24 protein-coding genes are annotated in these 22,290 nt (G+C 67.9%); 5 read left to right on the top strand and 19 right to left on the bottom strand.

Going from position 1 to position 22,290, the window contains the following annotated elements; translation table 11 throughout:
- The first annotated feature begins 10 nt into the window (after positions 1–10).
- The gene (locus ASD13_RS07490; protein ID WP_017830381.1) at positions 11–505 is read left to right on the top strand and encodes a glutathione peroxidase; all 495 of its coding nucleotides are present in this window, start codon (positions 11–13) and stop codon (positions 503–505) included.
- Here the strand turns inward: ASD13_RS07490 and ASD13_RS07485 are convergent.
- The gene (locus tag ASD13_RS07485) at positions 502–1,188 is read right to left on the bottom strand and encodes a DsbA family oxidoreductase (protein WP_055867703.1); all 687 of its coding nucleotides are present in this window, start codon (positions 1,186–1,188) and stop codon (positions 502–504) included. The two genes, ASD13_RS07490 and ASD13_RS07485, sit on opposite strands and share 4 nt — an antisense overlap.
- Positions 1,189–1,257: 69 nt before the next feature.
- On the opposite strand from ASD13_RS07485, the gene ASD13_RS07480 reads away from it, so the two are divergent.
- Positions 1,258–1,869, top strand: a complete 612-nt coding sequence (locus ASD13_RS07480; protein ID WP_055867701.1) for an AAA family ATPase — start codon at positions 1,258–1,260, stop codon at positions 1,867–1,869.
- On the opposite strand, the gene ASD13_RS07475 is transcribed toward ASD13_RS07480, so the two are convergent.
- Together ASD13_RS07475 and recO are read right to left on the bottom strand one after the other, a co-directional pair.
- Positions 1,809–2,612 carry an isoprenyl transferase gene (locus ASD13_RS07475; protein ID WP_055867699.1) on the bottom strand — a complete coding sequence of 268 codons (804 nt, stop codon included), beginning with the start codon at positions 2,610–2,612 and terminating at the stop codon, positions 1,809–1,811. The genes ASD13_RS07480 and ASD13_RS07475 overlap by 61 nt on opposite strands.
- Positions 2,609–3,352: a DNA repair protein RecO gene (gene recO / locus ASD13_RS07470; protein ID WP_055867697.1), complete on the bottom strand. Its 744-nt coding sequence runs from the start codon at positions 3,350–3,352 to the stop codon at positions 2,609–2,611. The genes ASD13_RS07475 and recO overlap by 4 nt, the downstream gene beginning before the upstream one ends.
- A 34-nt stretch (positions 3,353–3,386) precedes the next feature.
- On the opposite strand from recO, the gene ASD13_RS07465 reads away from it, so the two are divergent.
- The gene (locus tag ASD13_RS07465) at positions 3,387–4,085 is read left to right on the top strand and encodes a trimeric intracellular cation channel family protein (RefSeq protein WP_055869141.1); all 699 of its coding nucleotides are present in this window, start codon (positions 3,387–3,389) and stop codon (positions 4,083–4,085) included.
- A 149-nt stretch (positions 4,086–4,234) separates the two neighbouring features.
- On the opposite strand, the gene leuA is transcribed toward ASD13_RS07465, so the two are convergent.
- Positions 4,235–5,989, bottom strand: coding sequence for a 2-isopropylmalate synthase (leuA, locus tag ASD13_RS07460; RefSeq protein WP_055867695.1), 1,755 nt, complete (start codon positions 5,987–5,989; stop codon positions 4,235–4,237).
- A gap of 193 nt (positions 5,990–6,182) precedes the next feature.
- Between leuA and ASD13_RS07455 the strand changes: the two genes are divergently transcribed.
- Entirely contained in the window at positions 6,183–6,830 is a 648-nt protein-coding gene (locus tag ASD13_RS07455; RefSeq protein WP_235562495.1) for a hypothetical protein, read from the top strand.
- 1 nt (position 6,831) lies between these two features.
- Here ASD13_RS07455 and ASD13_RS07450 read toward each other — a convergent pair whose 3' ends face one another.
- From ASD13_RS07450 to hrcA, 12 genes are all read right to left on the bottom strand, one after another.
- Positions 6,832–7,785 carry a quinone oxidoreductase family protein gene (locus tag ASD13_RS07450; protein WP_055867688.1) on the bottom strand — a complete coding sequence of 318 codons (954 nt, stop codon included), beginning with the start codon at positions 7,783–7,785 and terminating at the stop codon, positions 6,832–6,834.
- 15 nt (positions 7,786–7,800) lie between these two features.
- Positions 7,801–8,274, bottom strand: a complete 474-nt coding sequence (locus ASD13_RS07445) for a hypothetical protein (RefSeq protein WP_055867685.1) — start codon at positions 8,272–8,274, stop codon at positions 7,801–7,803.
- Positions 8,271–9,251, bottom strand: a complete 981-nt coding sequence (locus tag ASD13_RS07440; protein ID WP_055867681.1) for a hypothetical protein — start codon at positions 9,249–9,251, stop codon at positions 8,271–8,273. Before ASD13_RS07440 ends, ASD13_RS07445 begins: the two co-directional genes overlap by 4 nt.
- Positions 9,244–9,771, bottom strand: a complete 528-nt coding sequence (locus ASD13_RS07435) for an RNA polymerase sigma factor (protein ID WP_055867678.1) — start codon at positions 9,769–9,771, stop codon at positions 9,244–9,246. The genes ASD13_RS07440 and ASD13_RS07435 overlap by 8 nt, the downstream gene beginning before the upstream one ends.
- Before the next feature lie 54 nt (positions 9,772–9,825).
- Positions 9,826–10,722 (bottom strand): GTPase Era, encoded by an 897-nt coding sequence (gene era, locus ASD13_RS07430; RefSeq protein ID WP_031206042.1) that lies wholly within the window; start codon positions 10,720–10,722, stop codon positions 9,826–9,828.
- Positions 10,715–12,010, bottom strand: coding sequence for a hemolysin family protein (locus ASD13_RS07425; protein WP_055867675.1), 1,296 nt, complete (start codon positions 12,008–12,010; stop codon positions 10,715–10,717). The genes era and ASD13_RS07425 overlap by 8 nt, the downstream gene beginning before the upstream one ends.
- Positions 12,007–12,465, bottom strand: a complete 459-nt coding sequence (gene ybeY, locus ASD13_RS07420; RefSeq protein WP_017830368.1) for an rRNA maturation RNase YbeY — start codon at positions 12,463–12,465, stop codon at positions 12,007–12,009. Before ybeY ends, ASD13_RS07425 begins: the two co-directional genes overlap by 4 nt.
- Positions 12,462–13,487 carry a PhoH family protein gene (locus tag ASD13_RS07415; protein ID WP_229778869.1) on the bottom strand — a complete coding sequence of 342 codons (1,026 nt, stop codon included), beginning with the start codon at positions 13,485–13,487 and terminating at the stop codon, positions 12,462–12,464. The genes ybeY and ASD13_RS07415 overlap by 4 nt, the downstream gene beginning before the upstream one ends.
- Before the next feature lie 79 nt (positions 13,488–13,566).
- Positions 13,567–13,917, bottom strand: a complete 351-nt coding sequence (locus ASD13_RS07410; RefSeq protein ID WP_055867669.1) for an HIT domain-containing protein — start codon at positions 13,915–13,917, stop codon at positions 13,567–13,569.
- 67 nt (positions 13,918–13,984) lie between these two features.
- Positions 13,985–14,713, bottom strand: a complete 729-nt coding sequence (locus ASD13_RS07405) for a 16S rRNA (uracil(1498)-N(3))-methyltransferase (RefSeq protein WP_055867666.1) — start codon at positions 14,711–14,713, stop codon at positions 13,985–13,987.
- 2 nt (positions 14,714–14,715) lie between these two features.
- Complete coding sequence (gene dnaJ / locus ASD13_RS07400; RefSeq protein WP_031206040.1) at positions 14,716–15,831, bottom strand: molecular chaperone DnaJ; 1,116 nt, start codon at positions 15,829–15,831, stop codon at positions 14,716–14,718.
- 36 nt (positions 15,832–15,867) lie between these two features.
- Complete coding sequence (gene hrcA / locus ASD13_RS07395; RefSeq protein WP_055867663.1) at positions 15,868–16,899, bottom strand: heat-inducible transcriptional repressor HrcA; 1,032 nt, start codon at positions 16,897–16,899, stop codon at positions 15,868–15,870.
- Between the two features lie 103 nt (positions 16,900–17,002).
- Between hrcA and ASD13_RS07390 the strand changes: the two genes are divergently transcribed.
- Complete coding sequence (locus tag ASD13_RS07390) at positions 17,003–18,421, top strand: carboxylesterase/lipase family protein (RefSeq protein ID WP_055869140.1); 1,419 nt, start codon at positions 17,003–17,005, stop codon at positions 18,419–18,421.
- A gap of 13 nt (positions 18,422–18,434) precedes the next feature.
- Here the strand turns inward: ASD13_RS07390 and hemW are convergent, their stop codons facing one another.
- The 3 genes from hemW to lepA form a co-directional block, all read right to left on the bottom strand.
- Complete coding sequence (hemW, locus tag ASD13_RS07385; RefSeq protein WP_055867660.1) at positions 18,435–19,652, bottom strand: radical SAM family heme chaperone HemW; 1,218 nt, start codon at positions 19,650–19,652, stop codon at positions 18,435–18,437.
- Complete coding sequence (locus ASD13_RS07380; protein ID WP_017830360.1) at positions 19,652–20,305, bottom strand: DUF1990 family protein; 654 nt, start codon at positions 20,303–20,305, stop codon at positions 19,652–19,654. The genes hemW and ASD13_RS07380 overlap by 1 nt, the downstream gene beginning before the upstream one ends.
- An 84-nt stretch (positions 20,306–20,389) precedes the next feature.
- Positions 20,390–22,243 carry a translation elongation factor 4 gene (gene lepA, locus ASD13_RS07375; protein ID WP_055867657.1) on the bottom strand — a complete coding sequence of 618 codons (1,854 nt, stop codon included), beginning with the start codon at positions 22,241–22,243 and terminating at the stop codon, positions 20,390–20,392.
- Between the last annotated feature and the right edge of the window lie 47 nt (positions 22,244–22,290).

The raw sequence follows: 22,290 nt of genomic DNA, 5'->3' as shown, positions 1-22,290 counted from the left end.
GCTGTGAAGTATGACCGATTCCGCGCTCCGCACGATCCCGTTCACCGACGCGAAGGGCGAGGAGAAGACCCTCGACGATCTCGGCGCCGACGTGGTGCTGGTCGTGAACGTCGCCTCCAAGTGCGGCCTCACGCCCCAGTACGAGCAGCTCGAGGAGCTGCAGCGTCTGTACGGCGACCGCGGGTTCACGGTCGTCGGCTTCCCGTGCAACCAGTTCTTCGGCCAGGAGCCCGGCTCGGTGGACGACATCCTCGAGTTCTGCTCGACGACCTACGGCGTCACGTTCCCGGTCAACGACAAGGTCAAGGTGAACGGGAAGAACGCCGCGGAGCTCTACAAGGCGCTCAAGGAGACCCCGGACGCCGGTGGCAAGGCCGGCCGGGTGGAGTGGAACTTCGAGAAGTTCCTCGTGCTGCCGGACGGGGACGTCCTGCGCTTCCGCCCGAAGCAGAAGCCGGACGCCCCCGAGATCGTCAGCGCGATCGAAGCGGCTCTGACCCGCTAGACCGCTGCGGTCTCCGTCTCGCTCTCTCCGCGCTTCGACCAGAGGTCGCGAAGGACGTTCTCGAATGCGGCGGGCGGCTGGGCGCCGCTGATGCCGTACTGGCCGTCGACGACGAAGAACGGCACGCCCTGGATGCCGTAGGCGCGAGCCTGAGCCTGGTCCTGGCGAACGGCCGGAAGGAACTCTTCGCTCTCGAGCGCCGCACGTGCTCGATCGGCGTCGAGGCCGACCTCGACCGCGAGGTCGACGAGGTCGTCGATGCGCCCGACGTGCTTGCCCTCGGTGAAGTAGGCGGACATGAGCCGCTCCTCCATCTCGTGCTGACGCCCCTCGGCCTTCGCGAAGTGCAGCAGCTCGTGTGCCTTCACCGTGTTGGTGTGCTGCAGCAGATCGAAGCGGTACTCGAGCCCCGCGTTCGCGGCCACGCCGGTCACGTTCGACAGCATCTGCTCGACCTGCTCGCGCGGCATGCCCTTGTGCCCGGCGAGGAAGTCGACCTCGTCACCGTCGAAGTCGACGGGAGTGTCGGGCGAGAGCTCGAACGAATGGAAGGTGATGTTGACCTGCGGCGCGTCCTCATCGGCCGCGACCGCTTCGAGACCCTTCTCGAGGTTGCGCTTGCCGATGTAGCACCAGGGGCAGGCGATGTCGGACCAGATGTCGATGGAGATGGGTTCAGTCACACTTTTATCCAACCGCATGCGCCTATGAGCTATTCCTCGGCGCCGCGCCACGGTGGGTAGGATTCTCGGATGCTCTGCGCCGACGATCCGCTCCCGTTCACCCCGGAGCGGGTGCTGGTGGCCGGCGTCTCCGGATCGGGGAAGACCACGTTGTCTGGTCGCATCGGCGCACTGTGGGGGCTCCGCCACATCGAGATCGACGGCCTGTTCCACGGGGCGAACTGGACTCCGAGGCCCGAGTTCCTCGACGACGTGCGCGCCTTCGCCGCCGAGGATCGATGGGTCACCGAATGGCAGTACACGAGCAAGGGCACCGACGCGATCCTCGCACCGCGCGCCCAGCTCGCGCTCTGGCTCGACTACCCCTACCGTGTGGTGCGCGGCCGTCTGATGCGGCGCACCCTGGCCCGAGGCATCCTGCGGCGAGAGCTCTGGAACGGCAACCGCGAGAAGGGACCGTGGAACCTCCTCAACCGCGATCCCGAGGAGAACATCCTGGCGTGGCAGAGGGCGACACTGCACAAATGGCACGAGCGGTTCCCGGAGATGCAGGAGCGCTTCCCGCACCTCACCGTCGTGCGGCTACGGCATCCGCGGGAGACGGAGCGATGGCTGCGGTCTCAGGCCGACGCGTCAGGAGTGTCGATCGCGCCGCCGAAGCGGCGGTCCCGGGCGAGGTAGACGCCGATCGCCCGCCACAGTTCCTCACGTGAGAAGTCGGGCCAGAGCGTGTCGAGGAACACCATCTCGGCGTATGCGGACTCCCACAGCAGGAAGTTCGAGGTGCGCTGCTCCCCCGAGCTGCGCAGGAACAGATCGACGTCCGGCATGTCGGGCACGTAGAGGTTCCGACGGATCATCTTCTCGCTGATCGCCTTGGGCTTCACGCGCCCGGCGGCGACGTCTTCGGCGATGGCCCGCATCGCATCGACGAGCTCGACCCTGCCGCCGTAGTTCACGCACATTGTGAGGGTGAGCACGTCGTTGTCGCGGGTCAGCTGCTCGGCGTACTGCAGCTCCTTGATGACGCTCCCCCACAGCCGGGGCTTGCGGCCGGCCCAGCGGATGCGCACGCCCCATTCGTTGAGCTGGTCACGACGGCGATGCAGCACATCGCGGTTGTAGCCCATGAGGAAGCGGACCTCTTCCGGAGAGCGCGCCCAGTTCTCGGTGGAGAAGGCATAGACCGAGAGGTGCTTCACTCCCGCCTGTATCGCGCCGGCGACCACGTCGAGCAGCACCTCCTCGCCCGCTTTGTGTCCTTCGATGCGAGTGAGTCCCTGGCGGTTGGCCCAGCGTCCGTTCCCGTCCATCACGATCGCGACGTGCGCGGGTACGGCGCGGAACGCGGGCGGATACACGCCCGTCCAGTCCAGCGGGCGATAGGCCACGGCGTCTTTGTGCGTGTACGGCTTCGGGCTCACCGTTCTCCTCCTGAAGTGATGTCGGACACGTGGGCGAGCGAGCGGATGCCGCGCTCCAGGTGCCATTGGGCGTAGGCGGAGACGAGTCCGGACGCAGCGGCGGTGTCGGCGTGCGGAGCGGCGTCGATCACGTCCCACTCCCCCGCGATGAGAGATCGGAGCAGGCCCAGGGTCTTCTCGGCGACGCGCGGGCTGCCGGCGGGGGCGCAGTTCTGGCACACCACGCCGCCCAGCTGCGCGACGAACCGCGAGTGCGGGCCTGGTGTGCCGCACCGTGCGCACTCGTCGAGCGAGGGCGCCCACCCGGACAGCGACATGACCCGCAGGAGGTACGAATCGAGGATGCTCCGGGCGACGTGCTCTCCGCGCGACAGCGCCCGCAGTCCACCCACGAGGAGCAGGTACTGATCGGGAGTCGCCTCCGCGTCGCTCAGGCGGTCGGCGGTCTCGACCATGGCGTTCGCCGCGGTGAAGCGGTCGTAGTGCGCGGCGATGTCCGTTCCGTAGGAGCCGAGCGACTCGGCCTGCTGCACGATATCGAGGGAGCGGCCCTGGTAGAGCTGCACGTCGGCCACCATGAACGGCTCGAGCCTGGCACCGAATTTCGACGACGTCCGGCGCACGCCCTTGGCCACCGCCCTGACCTTGCCGTGGCGTCGCGAGAGCATCGTGACGATGCGATCCGCCTCACCGAGTTTGTGGGTGCGCAGGATCACCGCTTCGTCTCGATAGGTGGGCACCCTTCGATTATCCTCCGTGCGCGAGAATGGACGCGTGACCGAACCGCTCTTCACCATTCCGCTGTGGGCGGACCTGCTCGGCGTCGGCCTCGGCGGGGTCCAGGGCGCGATGTTCGCATCGGGGTTCCAGGGCCAGCGTCGGCTCGATTGGCTGGGTGTCGCCATCATCGGCATCATGATCGGCATGGGCGGAGGTCTGATCCGCGACATCCTGCTCGGGCAGACGCCCGCGACGCTCCAGAACCAGTGGTATCTGGTGACGGCAGGCGGCGCCGCGCTCCTCGGGATGCTGCTGTCCGGCCTCTTCACCCGCCTGAACACGGCGATCGTCGTGCTCGATGCCGTGGTGATCGGCATGTTCGGAGCTTTCGGGACGAGCAAGGCCCTCGCATTCGGCATCCCCGAGGTGCCGGCCGTCTTCATCGGCGTCTGCGCCGCCGTCGGCGGCAGCGTGCTCCGCGACATGCTGATGGGCCTGCCGACCGCGATCATGCACGTCGGCTCGCTCTACGCTGTGGCCGCCGGCGCGGGGTGCACGTTCATCGTGATCGCCGTGGCGCTGGGGATGCCGATCACACTCGCCGCGGTCGTCGGCATCGCGGTCACCGCTGTCATCCGGGTCCTCGCCGTGACCTTCGACGTCTCCCTGCCGGAGCAGCGGCGGATCTACCGTCGCAAGGTCGCCGCCGAGACGGGTGCCATCGCGATCGTCAAGCCCGGCATCGACCTCTGACGCGGGCGGCATCCCGAGCCCGGCTCACGCCGTGACGACGAGGAGACCGCACGCGCCGACGTGCCCTGCGCGGACGACCGTCAGCGCAGATGCAGGCGACGGCGGCCGGGATCCGCAGGGGATTCCGGCCGCCGTCTGTGCGTGGACGATCAGACCGCCGCGAGCTCCTGCTGACGCGTGCGGATCGAGCGGTTCACTCCCGACACGATCGCCTTGAGCGACGCCGTCGAGATGTCGCCGTCGATGCCGACGCCCCACAGACGCTGGTCACCGACCTGCAGTTCGACGTAGGCCGCGGCCTGCGCGTCACCGCCGGCGCTGAGAGCGTGCTCGACGTAGTCGTACACCGTGATGTCGAAGCCCTGTGCGCGCAGCACCTCGACGAAGGCAGCGACCGGACCGTTGCCGTTGCCGGTGACAGACACCTGCTGGTCGTCGTCGCGCAGCACGACATCGAGCACGACCTCGCCGGACATGTCGCTGCGGGTCTGCGTCGCGAGCAGTTCGAAGCGTCCCCACTTGGCCGCGGTGTCGGCGGCGGGCAGATACTCGTCGTTGAAGATCGACCAGATCTGGTCGCTCGTGACCTCGCCGCCCTCGGCATCGGTCTTCGCCTGCACGACACCGGAGAACTCGATCTGCAGCTTGCGGGGCAGGTCGATGGCGTGGTCGGCCTTCAGCAGGTAGGCGACGCCACCCTTGCCGGACTGCGAGTTGACGCGGATGACGGCCTCGTACGAACGCCCCAGATCCTTCGGATCGATGGGCAGGTACGGCACCGCCCACTCGATGTCGTCGACCGTGACGCCCTCGGCCTCGGCACGAACCGCCATGGCCTCGAAGCCCTTCTTGATCGCGTCCTGGTGCGATCCGCTGAAGGCGGTGAAGACCAGGTCGCCCGCCCACGGGCTGCGCTCGGGCACCGGCAGCTGGTTGCAGTACTCGACCGTGCGCTTGACCTGGTCGATGTCGCTGAAGTCGATCTGCGGGTCGATGCCCTGGGTGAACAGGTTGATGCCCAACGCGACGATGTCGACGTTGCCCGTGCGCTCTCCGTTGCCGAACAGGCAGCCCTCGATGCGGTCGGCACCGGCCATGTAGCCGAGCTCAGCGGCAGCGATCGCGGTACCGCGGTCGTTGTGCGGGTGCAGCGACAGGATCACGTTCTCGCGATGCGCGAGGTGGCGGCTCATCCACTCGATCGAGTCGGCGTAGACGTTGGGCGAGGCCATCTCGACGGTCGCCGGCAGGTTGATGATGACCTTGCGGTCGGGGGTGGGCTCGAAGACCTCGATCACCTGGTTGCAGATGTCGACGGCGAACTCGAGCTCGGTGCCGGTGTAGCTCTCGGGCGAGTACTCGTAGTAGACCTTCGTGTCGGGAATGGTCTTCTCGAACTGACGACACAGGCGTGCACCCTCGAGCGCGATGTCGATGATGCCCTGCTTGTCGGTGCGGAACACGACTTCGCGCTGCAGCACGCTCGTGGAGTTGTAGAGGTGCACGATGGCCTGCTTCGCGCCGGCGATCGACTCGTAGGTGCGGGCGATGAGGTGCTCACGCGCCTGGGTCAGCACCTGGATCGTGACGTCGTCCGGGATCAGGTTCTCTTCGATGAGCTGGCGGACGAAATCGAAGTCCGTCTGGCTCGCCGAGGGGAAGCCGACCTCGATCTCCTTGTACCCCATGCTGACGAGCAGCTCGAACATCACGCGCTTGCGCTCGGGCGACATCGGGTCGATCAGGGCCTGGTTGCCGTCGCGGAGGTCGACCGCGCACCAACGGGGCGCCTCGGTGATGCGGGCGTCGGGCCAAGTGCGGTCAGGCAGGTGGACGTTGATCTGCTCGTGGAACGGCCGGTACTTGTGGATCGGCATCGCGGACGGGCGCTGAGTGTTCTGCATGATGGGGCTTCTTCTCTTCGTCAAGATGAACGGGCCAACACAAGCGCCGCGACGAGGAAGGCCCTAGCTTTAGGACTCGTCGCGGCAGCTAAGAAGAAGCAGACCGCCGAAAGGCATGAGGTCATGGTAGCAGGGATGCCATGACGGTTTCGACGAGGCTGAGACGATCACGGCGGTGACGACACTCCCCGGTATGAGCACATCGCAGCGTCGCCTGGCCATCGCCGCGGCCTCAGTCGTCGGCCTCCTGTTCCTGAGCGCGTGCACGTCGGGCCCCGGAAGCTCCGCGGCCCCGACGAGCACGACGGCGCCCTCCGACCAGCGTTTCGAGGACGTCCGCCCCGATCTCCCCGACGGGCGCGTCATCGGGGTGGGCACGGTGCTGGACGTGGCCGGCGACGTGCAGCTGTGCATGGGCGCGATCAGGGAGTCGTACCCTCCGCAGTGCAGCGGAGTCCCCCTCGACGACTGGTCCTGGGAGGGCGTGGAGGGAAGCGAGTCCAGCGGGGAGACCACCTGGGGGGCCTATGCCGTGTATGCGACCTTCGACGGCGAGCGACTCACCAACACCGACGTGCCCATCATGCTCGCGTTGTACGACCCGATCGCTCCGGAGGATCCGACAGGCGGGGTCGACGGCGCGACGCCGAGCGATGAGCTCACCCGGATCCAGGACGACATCTCCGCACGTCTCGGCGAGGAGGCACTCGCTCTCCGCACCGATCGCGGGTACGTCTGGCTGAGTGTCGTGTGGGACGACGGAAGCATCCAGGATGCCGTCGATGCCGAGTACGGCGACGACGTCGTGATCGTGGCCTCCGCGCTCCGCGAGATCGACTGATCTACGGGACCAGCGCGAGCTTGCCGCCGGGATGCCCGGTGGCGAGAAGCCGATGCGCCACGGGTGCCTCGCCCAGGGCAAAGGCGCGGGCCACGGGGACGACGAGATCGCCGTTCTGCGCCAGGGCGATCAGCTCGCTGCGCACCTCGTCGCGGAAGCGGGCGCTTTCGGGCATCGAACCCGCGATGAACGTGATGCCGTCGGTCGCGGCTCTACCGGCAGCGGCGATCGTGACGATCCGCCGACGGTCTCGGACGAGTTCGAGGGACACGTCGACAGCCTCGGTCGTCCCCACCGCATCCAGCGCCGCGGCGATCGGATCGCCCGCCAGGTCGCGCACGCGACCAGCGAGCCCCGGGCCGTACTCCACCGGAATGCCCCCGAACCGTCGTACCTCGTCGAAGCGGGCCTCGCTCGCCGTTCCGATGACGCGGACGCCGCGGAGTCGCGCCTGCTGCAACACGCTCACCCCGACAGCGCCGGAAGCGCCATGGAGAAGGATCGTCTCCCCCGGCGCCGCACCGGTGACGGCGAGCATCTCCGCGGCGGTCGTGCCGACCAGCAGCAGGTTCGCCGCCTCAGGATGCGTGAGAGTCGACGGCTTCGCGAACACCTTCTCGGCGGGTACGGTGATCTCGGTCGCGTAGCCGCCGCGCACGCGGAAGGCGATGACCTCGTCACCGATGTCGACGGCGCCCGAACCGATCCGGGTGTCCGCGCCGATCGCCGAGACCTCCCCCGAGATCTCGTACCCGATCGGGACGGGCAGTTCGGCGCCCGGGCGGGCGGCAGCCACATGCTTCGCGTCTGCGGGGTTCACCCCGGCGGCGAGGACACGGATCGTGACCTCACCCTTCTGCGGGGAAGGAGTGTCGTGCTCGACGAACTCCCAACTGTCGGGTGGCCCCCAGGCCGTCGCGACCCAGTGCCGAGACTGCGGAGTACTGACCGACATGGTGCCCGACCCGGCTCAGAGGACGCAGCGGAGGTTGTTGACCGCAGCGCCGAGGTTCGCCCAACTTCCCGCATTCACCGTGGCCACGGTGGCGCTCCCGTACCGTGCCTGAACATAGCCGGTACCACGAGCGTTGGCGACCGATTTCGCGATGAACGTCGAGGGAATCGTGTTGACGCTGCACAGGCTGAACGTCAGCTTGTTGCCGCCGAGCGCCCCGGCGCTGTAGGCACAGAGCCGATCGGTCGCACAGCTGCCGACCGAACGCACTGATCTGGTGGAGACGGACCTGATCGAGAGTTCCATACCGAGGGCGGGCCACACAGCATGTGTCGAATCGATGATCACGCCGCCGGGCACTTCCTCGAGCATCGCGATGATCTCGGGATCGACAGTGTCGTCACCCTGCGGTGCTGCCTGCGCGGGCGTCACTCCGAGCGTGAGCATCGCGCCCAGCGCCGCCGCTGCGACGATCGTGCTCCACGTCATCTGATCGCCTCCTCATCGATGTCCCACATCCGATAGGAGATGATCGAACCGGCGGCGTAGACCTCGTCTGCGATCAGGACTGTGCGTTCGACGCCGACGATCCTCCCGGTATCACGTGAGACCAGGATCAGATCGCTGGCGGCGCCGTCAGGTGACACCACCCTGACTCCGCTCACATCACGCCCCAGACGGTCCTTCGTCACTCCGAGCGCCTCACCGCCCTGCGCCCCCTCGAGGAGTCCGAGCAGTTCGCGGTGTTGAGCATTCGTCAGCGTCCATTGATCGAGGACCGATGTGAAAGCCAACTCGACGTCGTATGCCGTCGGGTTCTCCGGCATGCCGAAGGCACGGAGGATGGCGATCATGTCCTGACGAGTCTCGCCGGGCACTTCTGTCCAGGGCGTGTAGAAATCGCCGGGCGCCATCACGAGGTCGGTGACGACCTCCCCGCTGCTGGTCACCTCAGCGGCGTTGCTCGCGACCGCGTCCTCAGGGTCGTAGGGAACACCGGCGATGATCGTCATGCGACCCGAGCCGTCCGGTTCCCACGTGAGCGTGGAGAGCTGCGGCACCACCTTGCTGACCTTCGCCTCGACTTCGACCGAGAATCCCCAGAAAGCGGTCCTGACGGTGCGCTCCGGCGCCGCGGGTCCGGTCGAACCGGCGAGAGCCGTCTCGGCGTCGTCGACCACCTGGGCGACCGTGGTCGCGCCTTCGAAGTCGAGAGGCGACGGCATCCCCGCCACCGCGGCACCCTGAGGAGAGAACACGGCGAATGCCAACGCCATCGATGCGGCGACTGCCGTCAGACCGGAGGCCCAGCCCCAGGCACGTCGACGCCGTCTGCGGGGCGCCAGACTCGTGCGGAGGATGCGGTCACGTGTGGCAAGCGCCCGCGCATCGGGCGCAGCGTCACGGGGCGTCGGCGCGGGGTCGGCGTCGCTCAGCATACGTTCGAGCACGGCGTTCTCAGTCATCACCCGTTGTCGCCCCCTCCAGGCCCAGCTCCGCGCACAGGCGATGCCGCGCGCGTCCCAGCGTCTTGCGCACTCGGAACTCGGAAGCGCGCATCAACTCCGCGATCTCCCCCACCGTGAGTCCGTCCCAGTACGTGAGCATGATGATACGCCTCTGTCCTGGTTTGAGGACAGACAAGGCCCGGAGGACTTCGACGCGGTTCCGTTGATCCGGTCGGCCCTCTTCGCCGGAGAGTCCCATATGCACCGCGTCGAGCGCACCGTACGGAGTGGACGATCGACCCGAACGCGCACGTAGCCGCCGATCCGCGGTGCGCAGCAGCCAGACGCGACTGGGCGGTCGCGCGGGTCTGAGCTTCGTCCACGCGAGAAGGAACACCTCCGAGACGATCTCGGTGACTTCTTCCTCCGCACCGACCACACCCTCGATGTGATGGCGCACTGCCGCCCAGTGCTCGTCGAACACTCGGGTGAAGACCTCGGTGCGCAGCGGATCCGGGTCTTCGCTGCGACCGCTCATGTCGCCGGGGTCGGCGGTCTTCCCGCCGCCATCGACGTGGTGCCGGACGTCATCTCAGAATCCGAGCCTGCCGAGCTGCTTCGGATCGCGCTGCCATTCCTTCGCGACCTTCACATGCAGCCCGAGGAACACGCGTGTCCCCAGCAGCTCTTCGATCCCGACACGCGCGCGTGCACCCACCTCGCTGAGCCGCTTTCCCTTGTGCCCGATGATGATCGCCTTCTGGCTGTCCCGTTCGACCACGATCGAGGCATGCACGTCGGTCAGGTCGGTGCCCTCCCGGGGTGCGATGTCGTCGATCACGACGGCGATCGAGTGCGGAAGCTCATCGCGCACGCCTTCGAGGGCGGCCTCGCGGATCATCTCCGCGATCCGGTCCTCTTCCGACTCGTCGGTCGTGATGCCCTCCGGATACAGCGCAGGACCCTGCGGCATCAGCGAGAGGATCTCGTCCGAGAGCACGTCGAGCTGCTCACGGGTCAGTGCAGACAGCGGGATGACCGCGGCCCAGTCCTCCCGGAGGGAGTCGACCTCCATCAGCCGCTCGGTGACCTCGTCGCGCCCGGCCGCATCCATCTTGGTCACGATCGCGATCTTCTTCGCGCGCGGGTAGCCGTCGAGAGAGGCGGCGATCCGCCGGTCTCCGGGGCCGACCTTCTCGTTGGCGGGTACACAGAAGCCGATCACGTCGACGTCGCCCAGCACCTGCTCGACGAGATCGTTGAGCCGCTCGCCGAGCAGCGTACGCGGCTTGTGGATGCCGGGGGTGTCGACGATGACGAGCTGCCCCTCCGGCCGGTTGACGATTCCGCGGATCGCCCGACGCGTCGTCTGCGGCTTCTCGCTGGTGATCGCGATCTTCTCGCCGACGAGCGCGTTGGTGAGCGTCGACTTCCCGACATTGGGGCGGCCGACGAAGGTCACGAACCCGCTTCGAGTGTCGTCAGTCATCGTCTCGATCTCCTTCATCCTGCACATCGTCGGGTTCCCCCGCCGCACGTTCCACGAACACCGTCGCGATCCCTCGCCCACGACCGCGCGATGCGCCGCCCGTGAGCACCAAGCCTTCCACGGTGGCCGTCGCCCCGGGCTGCGGAACCTGTCCCAGCGCCTTGCCGAGCAGACCGCCGATCGAATCGACGTCCTCGTCCTCGAGCTCGAGACCGAACAGGTCGCCGACATCCTCGAGCGAGAGTCGGGCGCTCACGCGGTATCGTCCGTGACCGAGATCGACGAATTCCGCCGATACCTGATCGTACTCGTCGGAGATCTCGCCGACGAGTTCCTCGATCAGATCCTCCAGAGTCACCAGGCCAGAGATCCCCCCGTGCTCGTCGATCACCAAACAGACGTGCACGGCGTCGCGCTTCATCTGCTGCAGGAGCGTCTCCGCGCGCATCGACTCGGGGACGAAGGTCGCAGGGCGGGCGATCGGCCGGATGGACGCCGCGCGCCACGCACTGTCGTCGCGGTACGCGAACTGCACGAGATCCTTGAGGTACAGCACTCCGACGACGTCGTCGGCATCGTCATCGACGACGGGCATCCGGGACACACCGCGGTTCAGGAAGAGCGACATCGCCTCGTCCGTGGTCGCCGTCGCATCGACCGTGACCATCTCCGTGCGGGGCACCATCACGGCGCGGACGAACTGATCGGTGAAGTCGAAGACCGAGTGGATGAGATCGCGGTCGTCCTCCTCGATGAGGTCGTTCGACGCCGCCTCGTCGACCATGCTGAGCAGTTGGTCCTCGCTGGTGAAGGAGCTGCGGCCCGTGCCGGGCGTCACGCGGTTGCCGAGCAGGACGAGCCCCTGCGCAAGCGGTCCGAGGAAGATCCGGAGCCCTCGCACGATCGAGGCCGTGCCGCGGATCATCGCCTCGGCGTGCTGGCGACCGAACGACCGAGGACTCGCTCCCACGAGCACGAACGTGATGGCCGTCATGAGGACGGCGGCGGCGAGCATCGCCCACCAGTTGTTGTCGATCAGGATCGTGAATGCCACCGTCACGAGCACGGCCGCTGTGACCTCCGCGAGCACGCGGATGAAGGCCACGGCGTTCACGTGCGCGTCGAGGTCAGCGGCGATGCGACCCAGCGCCTTGGCTCTGCGACCCTCTGTCGCCATGTCGGCGAGCCCGGCGCGCGATGTGACTCCGTATGCGGCGTCGATCGCGGACATGAGACCGCCGAACGCCACCAGCAGCACGGCGGCGATCAGGAGGAGAGCCGCGGTCATCGCCGGCGTTCAGCTGCGGCGAAGCCCTGAATCAGCTCCTTCTGCAGTCCGAACATCTCACGCTCCTCGTCGGGCTCGGCGTGATCGAAACCGAGGAGGTGCAGCAGCCCGTGAGTGGTGAGCAGGATGAGCTCGTCCATCAGGGTGTGCCCGGCAGCCTGAGCCTGCGTCTCGGCCACCTGCGGGCAGAGCACGATGTCGCCGAGCAGGCCGGGAGCCGTCGGACGGTCCTCGGTGCCGGGACGCAGCTCGTCCATCGGGAAGCTCAGCACGTCGGTGGGACCGGGCTCATCCATCCACTGCACGTGGAGGGCTTCCATGGCTCCCTCGTCGACGAGGACGATCGCCACCTCGGCATCCGGGCTGACGTGCAGCTGCGCGAGGTTGAAGTCCGTCAGCCGCTGCAGCACGGCCTCGTCGACGTCGATGGCCGACTCGTTGTTGATCTCGATCATGAGAGTCCTCGTTTCGGCGCGCGGTCACGCGGTCCTGGTCGTTGTGCTCCCCTGCGCTCGGCACGATTGGCGAACTCGGCCGCCTGTTCGCGCTCGAAACGCTGCGCGGTGCGCTTCTCGTCGTATTCGCTGTACGCGTCGACGATGCGTCCGACCAACGAATGCCGCACGACGTCGTCACTCGTGAGCCGGGAGAAGTGGATGTCGTCGATGCCGTCGAGCACGCGGGTCACCAGGCGGAGTCCCGAGGACCCCTGCGGAAGGTCGACCTGCGTGATGTCACCGGTGACGACCATCCGCGTGCCGAAGCCGAGACGGGTCAGGAACATCTTCATCTGCTCGGGGGTGGTGTTCTGCGCCTCGTCGAGCACGACGAAGGAGTCGTTGAGGGTACGGCCGCGCATGTAGGCGAGAGGTGCCACCTCGATCGTGCCGGTCGCCATGAGGCGCGGGACGATCTCCGGGTCCATCATCTCGTTGAGCGCGTCGTACAGCGGGCGCAGGTACGGATCGATCTTGTCGGTCAGGGTGCCGGGGAGGAAACCGAGCCGCTCCCCCGCCTCGACGGCGGGACGCGTGAGGATGATGCGGGTGACCTCTTTGCGCTGGAGCGCCTGCACGGCCTTCGCCATCGCGAGGTAGGTCTTGCCGGTACCGGCGGGACCGATGCCGAACACGATCGTGTTCTCCTCGATCGCGTCGACGTACTCCTTCTGCCCGAGGGTCTTCGGACGGATGACCTTGCCGCGGGTCGTCAGGATAGCCTCGCCCAGGACCTCGCTCGGACGCGGGCCCCCCTCCTGCCGCAGCATGCGTGCTGAGCTGGAGACATCGCTCGGGGCCAGATCATGGCCTGCCCTGGTCATCTCGAGAAGCTCTTCGACCAGTGTCTTCGCCTTCGCGACCGCATCGGCGGTGCCGCTGAGTGTGATCTCGTTGCCGCGCACCAGCACCTGGACGTCACGGTGCTCCTTCTCCAGCATCCGCAGAAGCCGGTCCTGCGGCCCGAGCAGCTGGACCATCGCGACGCCGTCGGCGTAGATCTTCTCGACCGCCTCGGGAGGCTGGCCGCCGAGGCTCCGCTCCTGGGGTTCGTGGTTCTCAGGCACCGACGCTCTTCTCGGTCAATCCGCCGGCCAGCACATGCGCGTGGACGTGGAAAACGGTCTGTCCGGCGTTGGCGCCGGTGTTGAAGACGAGGCGGAAGTCGCCGTCTTCGGTGTGCTCCTGGGCGAGCGTCCCCGCGAAGGCGATCATCTCGGCCAGCAGTGCGGGATCCCCCGCAGCGAGTTCGGTGACATCGCGGTACTCCGCCGACTTCGGCACCACGAGCAGATGCACCGGTGCCTGCGGGGCGATGTCGCGCAGAGCGAAGAGGCGGTCGGTCTCGCCGATGATCTCGGCAGGGATCTCCCCGTTCAGAATGCGCGTGAAGATCGAGGTGTCCGTCATGCCGACAAGTCTACTGACCACAGCGACCCCGCAGCCGTGAGCCCGTCGTCGTGTGCTCGCGGTGCCGTCACCATCGCCCGAGCGCGACCGACAGCACGGCGATCGCGGCAGGTCCCGCCGTCGAGGTGCGCAGCACCGTGTCCCCGAGGAGCACGCGTTCGGCCCCCGCCTCCGTCAACCGGCGGAGCTCCTCCTCGGAGATCCCTCCCTCCGGCCCCACGACCAGCACCAGGTCACGGTCGTCCGGCTCGATCTCCGACAGTCGCACGGGCGCGGTCGGATCGAGCAGCAGAACGCGCTGCTCACGCGCCCGCTCGGCGAGCTGCGTGGTCGACACCGGCGCGACGACGTCGGGGAGCCAGGCGCGGTGAGCCTGCTTTGCGGCCTCGCGCACGATGGTCGCCCAACGTTCGCGGCCCTTCGCCGCCTTCGGTCCCTCCCAGCGCGACACGCTCCGGCTCGCCTGCCAGGGCACGATCTCGTCGACGCCGAGTTCGCACGCGGCCTGCACGGCGAGCTCGTCGCGATCGCCCTTCGCCAGCGCCTGGACCAGAACGATCCGGGGCGTGGGCGCAGGATGCTCGACGCGCTCCGCGATGCGCACATCGACGCGAATGGGAGACACCTCCTCGGCGGTCCCGGTCAACCACACTCCGGCGCCGTCGCCGACCGTGACCGCCTCGCCGACCCGAAGTCGTCTCACGACGGCTGCGTGCTTCGCCTCGCCCCCGGTCAACGACACGAGGTCGCCGACAGCGGCATCCGTCGACGATTCGACGAGGAAATGCAGTGCCATGATCAGTGGCTGCGGAAGCGGTCGCGGAGCTTGGAGAAGAGTCCCTGCTGGAACTGTGCCAACTGCGGCTCGGGCGACTTCGCCTTCTTCGCGAAATCCTCGATGAGCGCCCGCTGCGCGGAATCCAGCCGCGTGGGGGTGAGCACCTGCACGCCGACGCGCAGGTCGCCCCGCTGCGTGCCACGAAGCGGGGTGATGCCCCGGCCCTTGATCGTGAGCACGTCGCCGGACTGCACGCCGGGGCGGATCTCGAGGTCGACCTCGCCGTCGAGCCCCTGGATCTTGGTCTCGGTGCCGAGGATCGCATCCGTCATGGACACCTCCAGGGTCGCGAGCAGGTCGTCGCCGTCACGGCTGAAGGCCGCGTGCGGGTTGACCGTCACCTCCACGTAGAGGTCTCCGTTCGGTCCGCCCGCCTTGCCGACCTCGCCGGAGCCGGGCAGCTGCAGACGGAGCCCGGTCTCGACGCCGGCCGGGATGTCGAGAGACACCGTACGGCGCGAACGCACACGGCCCTGGCCGCCGCAGGTGCCACAGGGGTACGGGATCGTCGTGCCGTAGCCCTCGCAGGTGCCGCAGGGCTGGGAGGTGACGACGTTGCCGAGCAGGCTGCGGACCTGACGCTGCACGTGACCGGAGCCGCCGCAGATGTCGCAGGTGACCGGGGAGGTGCCCTCCTGGCAGCACGAACCCTGACATGTCTCGCACAGCACCGCCGTGTCGACGTCGATGTCACGGTGCGCTCCGAACACGACGTCGCCGAGATCGAGCGTCACGCGGACGAGGGCGTCCTGGCCGCGCTCTCGGCGCGAACGCGGACGCGCACCGCGTCCGCCGCCTTGCGAGGCACCGAAGAACGTCTCGAAGATGTCGCCGAACCCGCCGAACCCGCCGAAGTTCCCCGCAGCGCCGTCTCCGCCGCCCATGTCATAGCGTCGGCGGGAGTCGTCGTCGCTGAGCACGTCGTACGCGTGCGTGACGAGCTTGAACTTCTCCGCAGCGTCTTCTCCCGGGTTCACATCCGGGTGCAACTGCCGTGCGAGACGTCGGTACGCCTTCTTGATCTCGTCGGTGGAAGCGTCTCGGGACACCCCGAGAACCTCATAGTGGTCCGCCACGATCGCCTTTCTGCGTGTGTACTGTCGGCGACCGCGTCAGCGGCCGGCCTCGTCTTCATCGAGCATCCGCGACAGGTAGCGGGCCACGGCCCGCGCTGCGGCGAGGTTGCTCGGGTAGTCCATGCGCGTCGGCCCCATCACGCCGACGCGCGCCGTGCCACTGGGCGCGGCGTAGTTGCTGGCGACGATCGACGCCTCACCGAGCCCGAACGGGGCGTTCTCGGTGCCGATGCTGGCGGCGAGCCCGTGCTCGTCCGTCACCATCTCACTCATCAGACGCAGCAGCGTGACCTGCTCCTCGATGGCTTCGAGGAGGGGGTGGATGCTGCCGCGGAAGTCCTGCTCCCGGCGCGCGAGGGTCGCCGCTCCCGCCATCACCAGACGCTCCTGGCGGAATCCGCCGAGCTCGTCCACGACGACACCGGCGAGCGTGCGCAGCACCGCATCCTGGGGCTTCTCCTCGGCGGCCAGCAACGCCTGCAGCCGGTCGGAGGCCTCGCCGATGCCCTGACCGGTGATCAACGCGGACAGTCGGGCGCGAAGCACCGCCATATCGGCTTCGTCGATCGCCTCCGGGAGGACGGCCATGCGCTGAGAGACTCCACCCGCATCCGTCACCAGCACGATGAGAAGCCGATTCGGCGCCAGCGCGACCAGCTCGACGTGCGTGACGTGCGCGCGCGCGAAGGAGGGGTATTGGGCGAGCGCGACCTGTCCTGTCAGCTGCGTGAGCACCCGCACCGTGCGGACCATCAGGTCATCGAGGTCGGCAGGCTCGCCGAGGAACGACTCGATCGCCGAGCGCTGAGCCGACGAGAGCGGTCGCAGCTGGGCGAGGTGATTCACGAACACCCGATAGCCCTTGTCGGTGGGCACGCGCCCTGACGAGGTGTGCGGAGCCGTGATGAGCTCTTCGTCCTCGAGCAGCGCCATGTCGTTGCGGATCGTCGCCGCGGAGACGCCGAAGGAGTGCCGGTCGACGATTGATCGGCTGCCGACGGGCTCGTGGGTCTCGACGTAGTCCTGCACGATCGCGCGGAGAACCTGGAGTCCTCGCTCTGTGACCATCACCCTTCCCTTCCGCTGGCACTCGGACGTTCAGAGTGCCAATCCTACCCCGTGCAGCTCGGGATTCTCCGTACCTCGGACGCACGACCCTATGATGACGCTCATGACCACCTCGCCCCAGGCCACCTTGTCGAGCGGCATCGTCCGCGGGACCGAGGAGGCCGGGATCGTCCGCTACCTCGGCATTCCCTACGCGCAGGCGCCGTTCGGAGAGAACAGGTTCCGCGCGCCGCGTCCGGCCTTGGCCTGGGAAGGGGTGAGAGATGCGACGCGGTTCGGTCCGACCCCTCCCCAGGTTCCCTACGCCGGCGCCATCGGCGAGCTGCTGGGTTCCGTGCGCATCGACGGCGACGACATCCTCACCGCGAACGTGTGGGCGCCGTCGGACGCTTCCGGTGCGCCGGTGCTGCTGTGGATCCACGGCGGCGCCCTGGAACGCGGTACCGCTGCGCTGCCCCTCTACGGCGGCACGGTCTTCGCCACGGCGGGCATCGTCTTCGTCTCGATCAACTACCGACTGGGTTCGGAGGGTTTCTCGGTGTTGGAAGGCGCGCCCCGAAACCTCGGTCTGCGCGATGCCGCGGCCGCGCTGGAGTGGGTGCACCGCGAGATCAGCGCGTTCGGTGGTGATCCGGCGCGGATCACCGCGATGGGTGAGTCGGCCGGCGGAGCGATCGTCGCCGGCCTCCTCGCTCGCGACAGCTCCCGCGAGCTGATCGGCAGGGCCATCATCGAATCCGGGCCGCTCCAGGCGCAGACGGCGCGGAAGGCGGGACGGGTGACCGCACAGCTCGCGAAGCGGCTCGGGGTACGAGCGGACCGCGAGTCCTTCGCGGCGCTGACACCCGAGCAGCTCCTGGAAGCGCGGAGGGCGCAGGCCGCGGGGTCGTCGCCGCTCGGCGGAGCACCGGGCTTCCAGTTCGCGATCGACCCCGACAGCCTTCCCCGGTCGCCGCACGAGGTTCTCGCAGAGATCGACACTCCTCTGCTCATCGGCAGCAACACCGACGAGTATCGGCTCTGGTTCCCACCCGAGGCGCTCGCGGGCATCAGCGAGTTCAAGATGCAAGCCGCCCGGATCGTCTCCCGGATTCCCCGGCGCGCGGTCGCCGAGTACCGCTCGGCCTTCCCCGGAGCGATCACCGGAGAGATCTTCGGGCAGCTCGTCACCGACATGATGCTGCGGGCGCCCCTGAGTCGGGTGGCGGCCGCTCGCCCAGACGCGACGCACGTCTACGAGTTCGCATGGCCGAGTCCGGTCCGAGACCTGCGTGCGGCCCACGCGCTGGAACTCGGCTTCGTGTTCGACCGGCTTGAGGATGCCGAGGCCCAGCGCATGGCCGGCCCTGACGCTCCCCGTGGACTCGCCGCCGAGATGAACGCCGCGTGGGTCGCGTTCGTGACCACGGGCGACCCCGGCTGGCCCGCGTACGGATCGGGTCGCCGGACGCGACTCTTCGATGCGGACAGTACGACGGTGGCGCAGCGACGAACAGCCGCGATGGATCTGCTCCCCGGCTGACGGCGGCCGTCGGTCAGTCGGTCAGTTCGCGAACCACGGCGTCGGCGAGAAGGCGACCGCGCAGGGTCAGCCGGATGCGTCCCTGGAGCGCCGCGACCGGGTCGATGAGCCCGTCGGCCATGAGCCCGGCGACTCTGCTCCGGTTCGCGCTCGGCACGTCATCGACGGCGATCCCCTCGCGGATGCGGCTGAGCAGCAGGATGCGCTCGAGCGTGCGCGACTCGTCGTCCGGGCGCTCGGTTCCGGCTGCCGGCGATTCGGCTGCCGCGAGACGCTGCGCGTAGGCGGCCGGGTGCTTCACGTTCCACCAGCGCAGACCGGCGACGTGGCTGTGCGCACCGGGACCGAAGCCCCACCAGTCGCTCCCCCGCCAGTACGCGAGGTTGTGGCGGGAACGGCGATCGGGCGTGCGCGCCCAGTTGCTCACCTCGTACCAGTCGAAGCCGCCGTCTGCGAGACGGGCATCGGCGAGCTCGTACATGTCGGCCTGGAGGTCGTCATCCGGAGTCGGAACCTCGCCGCGGCGGATCTGGCGGGCGAGCTTCGTGCCGTCTTCGATGATGAGCGCGTAGGCGGAGATGTGGTCGGGTTCGAGCACCAGCGCGGCATCGAGGGAGGCCTCCCAGTCGGACAGCGACTCCCCCGGGGCCCCGTAGATCAGGTCGACGCTCACCGCGAGCCCCGCGTCCTTCGCTGCGGCGACGGCGGTGCGCACGTTCTCCGGGCGATGGGTGCGATCGAGCGCGGCGAGCACGTGCGGAACAGCCGACTGCATGCCGACCGACATCCTCGTGACTCCGGCCCGCGCCAGAGTGCGGGCCACCTCGGGCGTCACGGTGTCGGGATTCGCCTCGACCGTGACCTCCGCCCCATCGGCGAGGCCGAAGGCACCGGTCGCGGCTTCGAGCATGCGCGCGAGGTCGCCTGCGGGAAGAAGCGTCGGTGTACCGCCGCCGAAGAAGACTGTATCCATCGGCCGCAGCGCTCCCGCGTCGCCCAGCACTCGACGGGCGAGCGCGATCTCGGAGATCAGAGTCGAGGCGTAGTCCTCCTGCTTCGCCCCGCGCAGTTCGGTCGACGTGTAGGTGTTGAAGTCGCAGTACCCGCAGCGCACAGTGCAGAACGGAATGTGCAGATACGCGGAGAACGGCACCGTCGTATCGATCGGAAGATCGGCCGGCAGGTGCCCGTCCGCGGGCGCGGGGTCTCCGAGAGGAAGCGGTCCCGCCATCAGAGCGGGGTCGCGTAGAGCGGGGAGATCGCCCGGAGGTAGCGTGCGAAGAGCTCACGGCGGCGACGCTTCACGAGCGCCGGAATCGTGCGGTAGAGAAGACCGTTCGGCGCGTCGAACGCACGGACGGTGAACCACACCTCGTCGTTGTCCTCGCGCCAGTCCACATCGAAGGACTCCTCGCCGCTGACCACCGATCCGCCGACCGTCCCGAGGACGAAGCCGACGCGTCGGGTCTCCTCCGTGACGGAGATCACTCGCAGCTCGGAATCGGCGCGCATGCCGGCGACGCGTCCTCGAAGGTGCAGCGTCATCCCCGCCCCGACGAAGGGCATGCCCTCCGCGTCGTAGCGGGGCTCGACGTCGCGCTTGCTCGGCGCGATCGGATTGCCTTCGGCATCGAAGCTCACGCCCGCATAGGCGGGCCCTGGCGCAGGACGCACGTCTTCCACCGACAGTCCGGCCGCACGCTGCGCGGTCCACGACAGAAGGGCTTCACCGGCGGTCTGGAAACGTTCGACACCGCTGCCGATGCGCCAAGACTCCTCCGCCGGGATGCTGCGCTCCGGCGGGTACTGCATCAGGTCGGGCGCATGGGTCGCACCCACGGCCGCATAGTCCACCGTGTCGTCTCGGAAAGTCCCGCGCCGCATGACTTCCACCCTACTTCGCGTTACCTGAGCGAACACCCCCACGCGCCGCGGGGCGTCATATCCCGCGGGCGCGATCGAGGCTCGCTACTTCTTGTCCTTGCCTTCGACGTCGCCCGAGAGCGCGGCGATGAACGCCTCCTGGGGGACCTCGACGCGGCCGACCATCTTCATGCGCTTCTTGCCCTCCTTCTGCTTCTCGAGGAGCTTGCGCTTGCGGGTGATGTCACCGCCGTAGCACTTGGCGAGCACGTCCTTGCGAATAGCGCGGATCGTCTCGCGCGCGATGATGCGGGCACCGATCGCGGCCTGGATCGGCACCTCGAACTGCTGGCGAGGGATGAGCTTGCGCAGACGCTCGGCCATCATCGTGCCGTAGGCGTAGGCCTTCTCGCGGTGGACGATGGAGCTGAACGCGTCGACCTTCTCGCCCTGGAGGAGGATGTCGACCTTCACGAGGTCGGCGTCCTGCTGCCCTGAGGGCTCGTAGTCGAGAGAGGCGTAGCCCTGCGTCTTCGACTTGAGCTGGTCGAAGAAGTCGAACACGATCTCGCCGAGCGGCATGTTGTAGCGCAGCTCGACGCGCTCCTCGGAGAAGTACTCCATGCCGAGCAGCGTTCCACGACGCGACTGGCACAGCTCCATGACCGTGCCGACGTAGTCCTTGGGCAGCAGGATCGCCGCCTTGACCATCGGCTCCGACACCGAGCCGATGCGCCCGTCGGGATACTCGCTCGGGTTGGTCACGGTGACGGTCTCGCCGGTGTCGCTCGTCAGTACTTCGTAGATCACGCTGGGCGCGGTCGTGATGAGGTCGAGGTTGAACTCGCGGGCCAGACGCTCGGTGATGATCTCGAGGTGCAGCAGTCCGAGGAAGCCGCAGCGGAAACCGAAACCGAGCGCGACCGAGGTCTCCGGCTCGTACACGAGGGAAGCGTCGGAGAGCTTGAGCTTGTCGAGGGCCTCGCGCAGCTCGGCGTAGTCGCTGCCGTCGATCGGATACAGCCCGGAGAAGACCATCGGCTTCGGGTCGGTGTATCCCGGCAGGGCCTCGGATGCCGGCTTCCGCGACGTGGTGATGGTGTCGCCGACCTTCGACTGGCGCACATCCTTCACGCCGGTGATGAGGTAGCCCACCTCGCCGACGCCGAGCCCCTTGGTCGGAGTCGGCTCCGGGCTCGACACGCCGACCTCGAGGGCTTCGTGGTTCGCTCCGGTGGACATCATCTGGATGCGCTCGCGCGGTGACAGGCTTCCGTCGACCATGCGCACGTAGGTGACCACACCGCGGTAGGCGTCGTACACCGAGTCGAAGATCATCGCGCGGGCCGGAGCATCCGCGTCGCCGGTCGGCGCGGGGATCTCCTGGACCAACCGGTCGAGCAGCTCTTCGACGCCGACACCGGTCTTGCCCGAGACGCGCAGCACGTCCTCCGGCTTGCCGCCGATGAGTGAAGCCAGCTCCTTGGCGTACTTCTCCGGGTCGGCGGCCGGCAGGTCGATCTTGTTGAGCACCGGGATGATGTGCAGGTCGTTCTCGAGCGCCAGGTAGAGGTTTGCGAGAGTCTGCGCCTCGATGCCCTGTGCGGCGTCGACGAGCAGGATCGCTCCCTCACAGGCCGCGAGCGAACGCGAGACCTCGTAGGTGAAGTCGACGTGACCGGGCGTGTCGATCATGTTCAGAGCGACGGTCTGACCATCGAGCTCCCACGGCATCCTGACCGCTTGGCTCTTGATGGTGATGCCGCGCTCGCGCTCGATGTCCATGCGGTCGAGGTACTGCGCACGCATGTCGCGATCGGAGACGACTCCGGTGATCTGGAGCATGCGGTCGGCGAGCGTCGACTTGCCGTGATCGATGTGGGCGATGATGCAGAAGTTACGGATCTGCGCAGCCGGCGTCGCAGCAGGCTGAAGAGGAGTGAGAGCGCGTGGGGACATGTCCACTCGATTCTACGGTCAGGGGAGGCTAATCCCCGATTCGGGCA

The organism is Microbacterium sp. Root1433D1 (assembly GCF_001426835.1).
In the GTDB taxonomy this organism is placed as follows: Bacteria; Actinomycetota; Actinomycetes; order Actinomycetales; family Microbacteriaceae; genus Microbacterium; species Microbacterium maritypicum.
Note: the sequence above shows the minus strand (reverse complement) of the source record. Positions and strands in the feature narration are given on the sequence as shown.

Coding starts and splice junctions, on each gene's coding strand:
- ASD13_RS07490 (WP_017830381.1), top strand. CDS start 11: ATGACCGATTCCGCGCTCCGCACGATCCCGTTCACCGACGCGAAGGGC.
- ASD13_RS07480 (WP_055867701.1), top strand. CDS start 1,258: ATGCTCTGCGCCGACGATCCGCTCCCGTTCACCCCGGAGCGGGTGCTG.
- leuA (WP_055867695.1), bottom strand. CDS start 5,989: ATGCAGAACACTCAGCGCCCGTCCGCGATGCCGATCCACAAGTACCGG.
- ASD13_RS07455 (WP_235562495.1), top strand. CDS start 6,183: ATGAGCACATCGCAGCGTCGCCTGGCCATCGCCGCGGCCTCAGTCGTC.
- ASD13_RS07450 (WP_055867688.1), bottom strand. CDS start 7,785: ATGTCGGTCAGTACTCCGCAGTCTCGGCACTGGGTCGCGACGGCCTGG.
- ASD13_RS07445 (WP_055867685.1), bottom strand. CDS start 8,274: ATGACGTGGAGCACGATCGTCGCAGCGGCGGCGCTGGGCGCGATGCTC.
- ASD13_RS07440 (WP_055867681.1), bottom strand. CDS start 9,251: ATGACTGAGAACGCCGTGCTCGAACGTATGCTGAGCGACGCCGACCCC.
- ASD13_RS07435 (WP_055867678.1), bottom strand. CDS start 9,771: ATGAGCGGTCGCAGCGAAGACCCGGATCCGCTGCGCACCGAGGTCTTC.
- era (WP_031206042.1), bottom strand. CDS start 10,722: ATGACTGACGACACTCGAAGCGGGTTCGTGACCTTCGTCGGCCGCCCC.
- ASD13_RS07425 (WP_055867675.1), bottom strand. CDS start 12,010: ATGACCGCGGCTCTCCTCCTGATCGCCGCCGTGCTGCTGGTGGCGTTC.
- ybeY (WP_017830368.1), bottom strand. CDS start 12,465: ATGATCGAGATCAACAACGAGTCGGCCATCGACGTCGACGAGGCCGTG.
- ASD13_RS07415 (WP_229778869.1), bottom strand. CDS start 13,487: ATGGTCCAGCTGCTCGGGCCGCAGGACCGGCTTCTGCGGATGCTGGAG.
- ASD13_RS07410 (WP_055867669.1), bottom strand. CDS start 13,917: ATGACGGACACCTCGATCTTCACGCGCATTCTGAACGGGGAGATCCCT.
- ASD13_RS07405 (WP_055867666.1), bottom strand. CDS start 14,713: ATGGCACTGCATTTCCTCGTCGAATCGTCGACGGATGCCGCTGTCGGC.
- hrcA (WP_055867663.1), bottom strand. CDS start 16,899: ATGGTCACAGAGCGAGGACTCCAGGTTCTCCGCGCGATCGTGCAGGAC.
- ASD13_RS07390 (WP_055869140.1), top strand. CDS start 17,003: ATGACCACCTCGCCCCAGGCCACCTTGTCGAGCGGCATCGTCCGCGGG.
- hemW (WP_055867660.1), bottom strand. CDS start 19,652: ATGGCGGGACCGCTTCCTCTCGGAGACCCCGCGCCCGCGGACGGGCAC.
- ASD13_RS07380 (WP_017830360.1), bottom strand. CDS start 20,305: ATGCGGCGCGGGACTTTCCGAGACGACACGGTGGACTATGCGGCCGTG.
- lepA (WP_055867657.1), bottom strand. CDS start 22,243: ATGTCCCCACGCGCTCTCACTCCTCTTCAGCCTGCTGCGACGCCGGCT.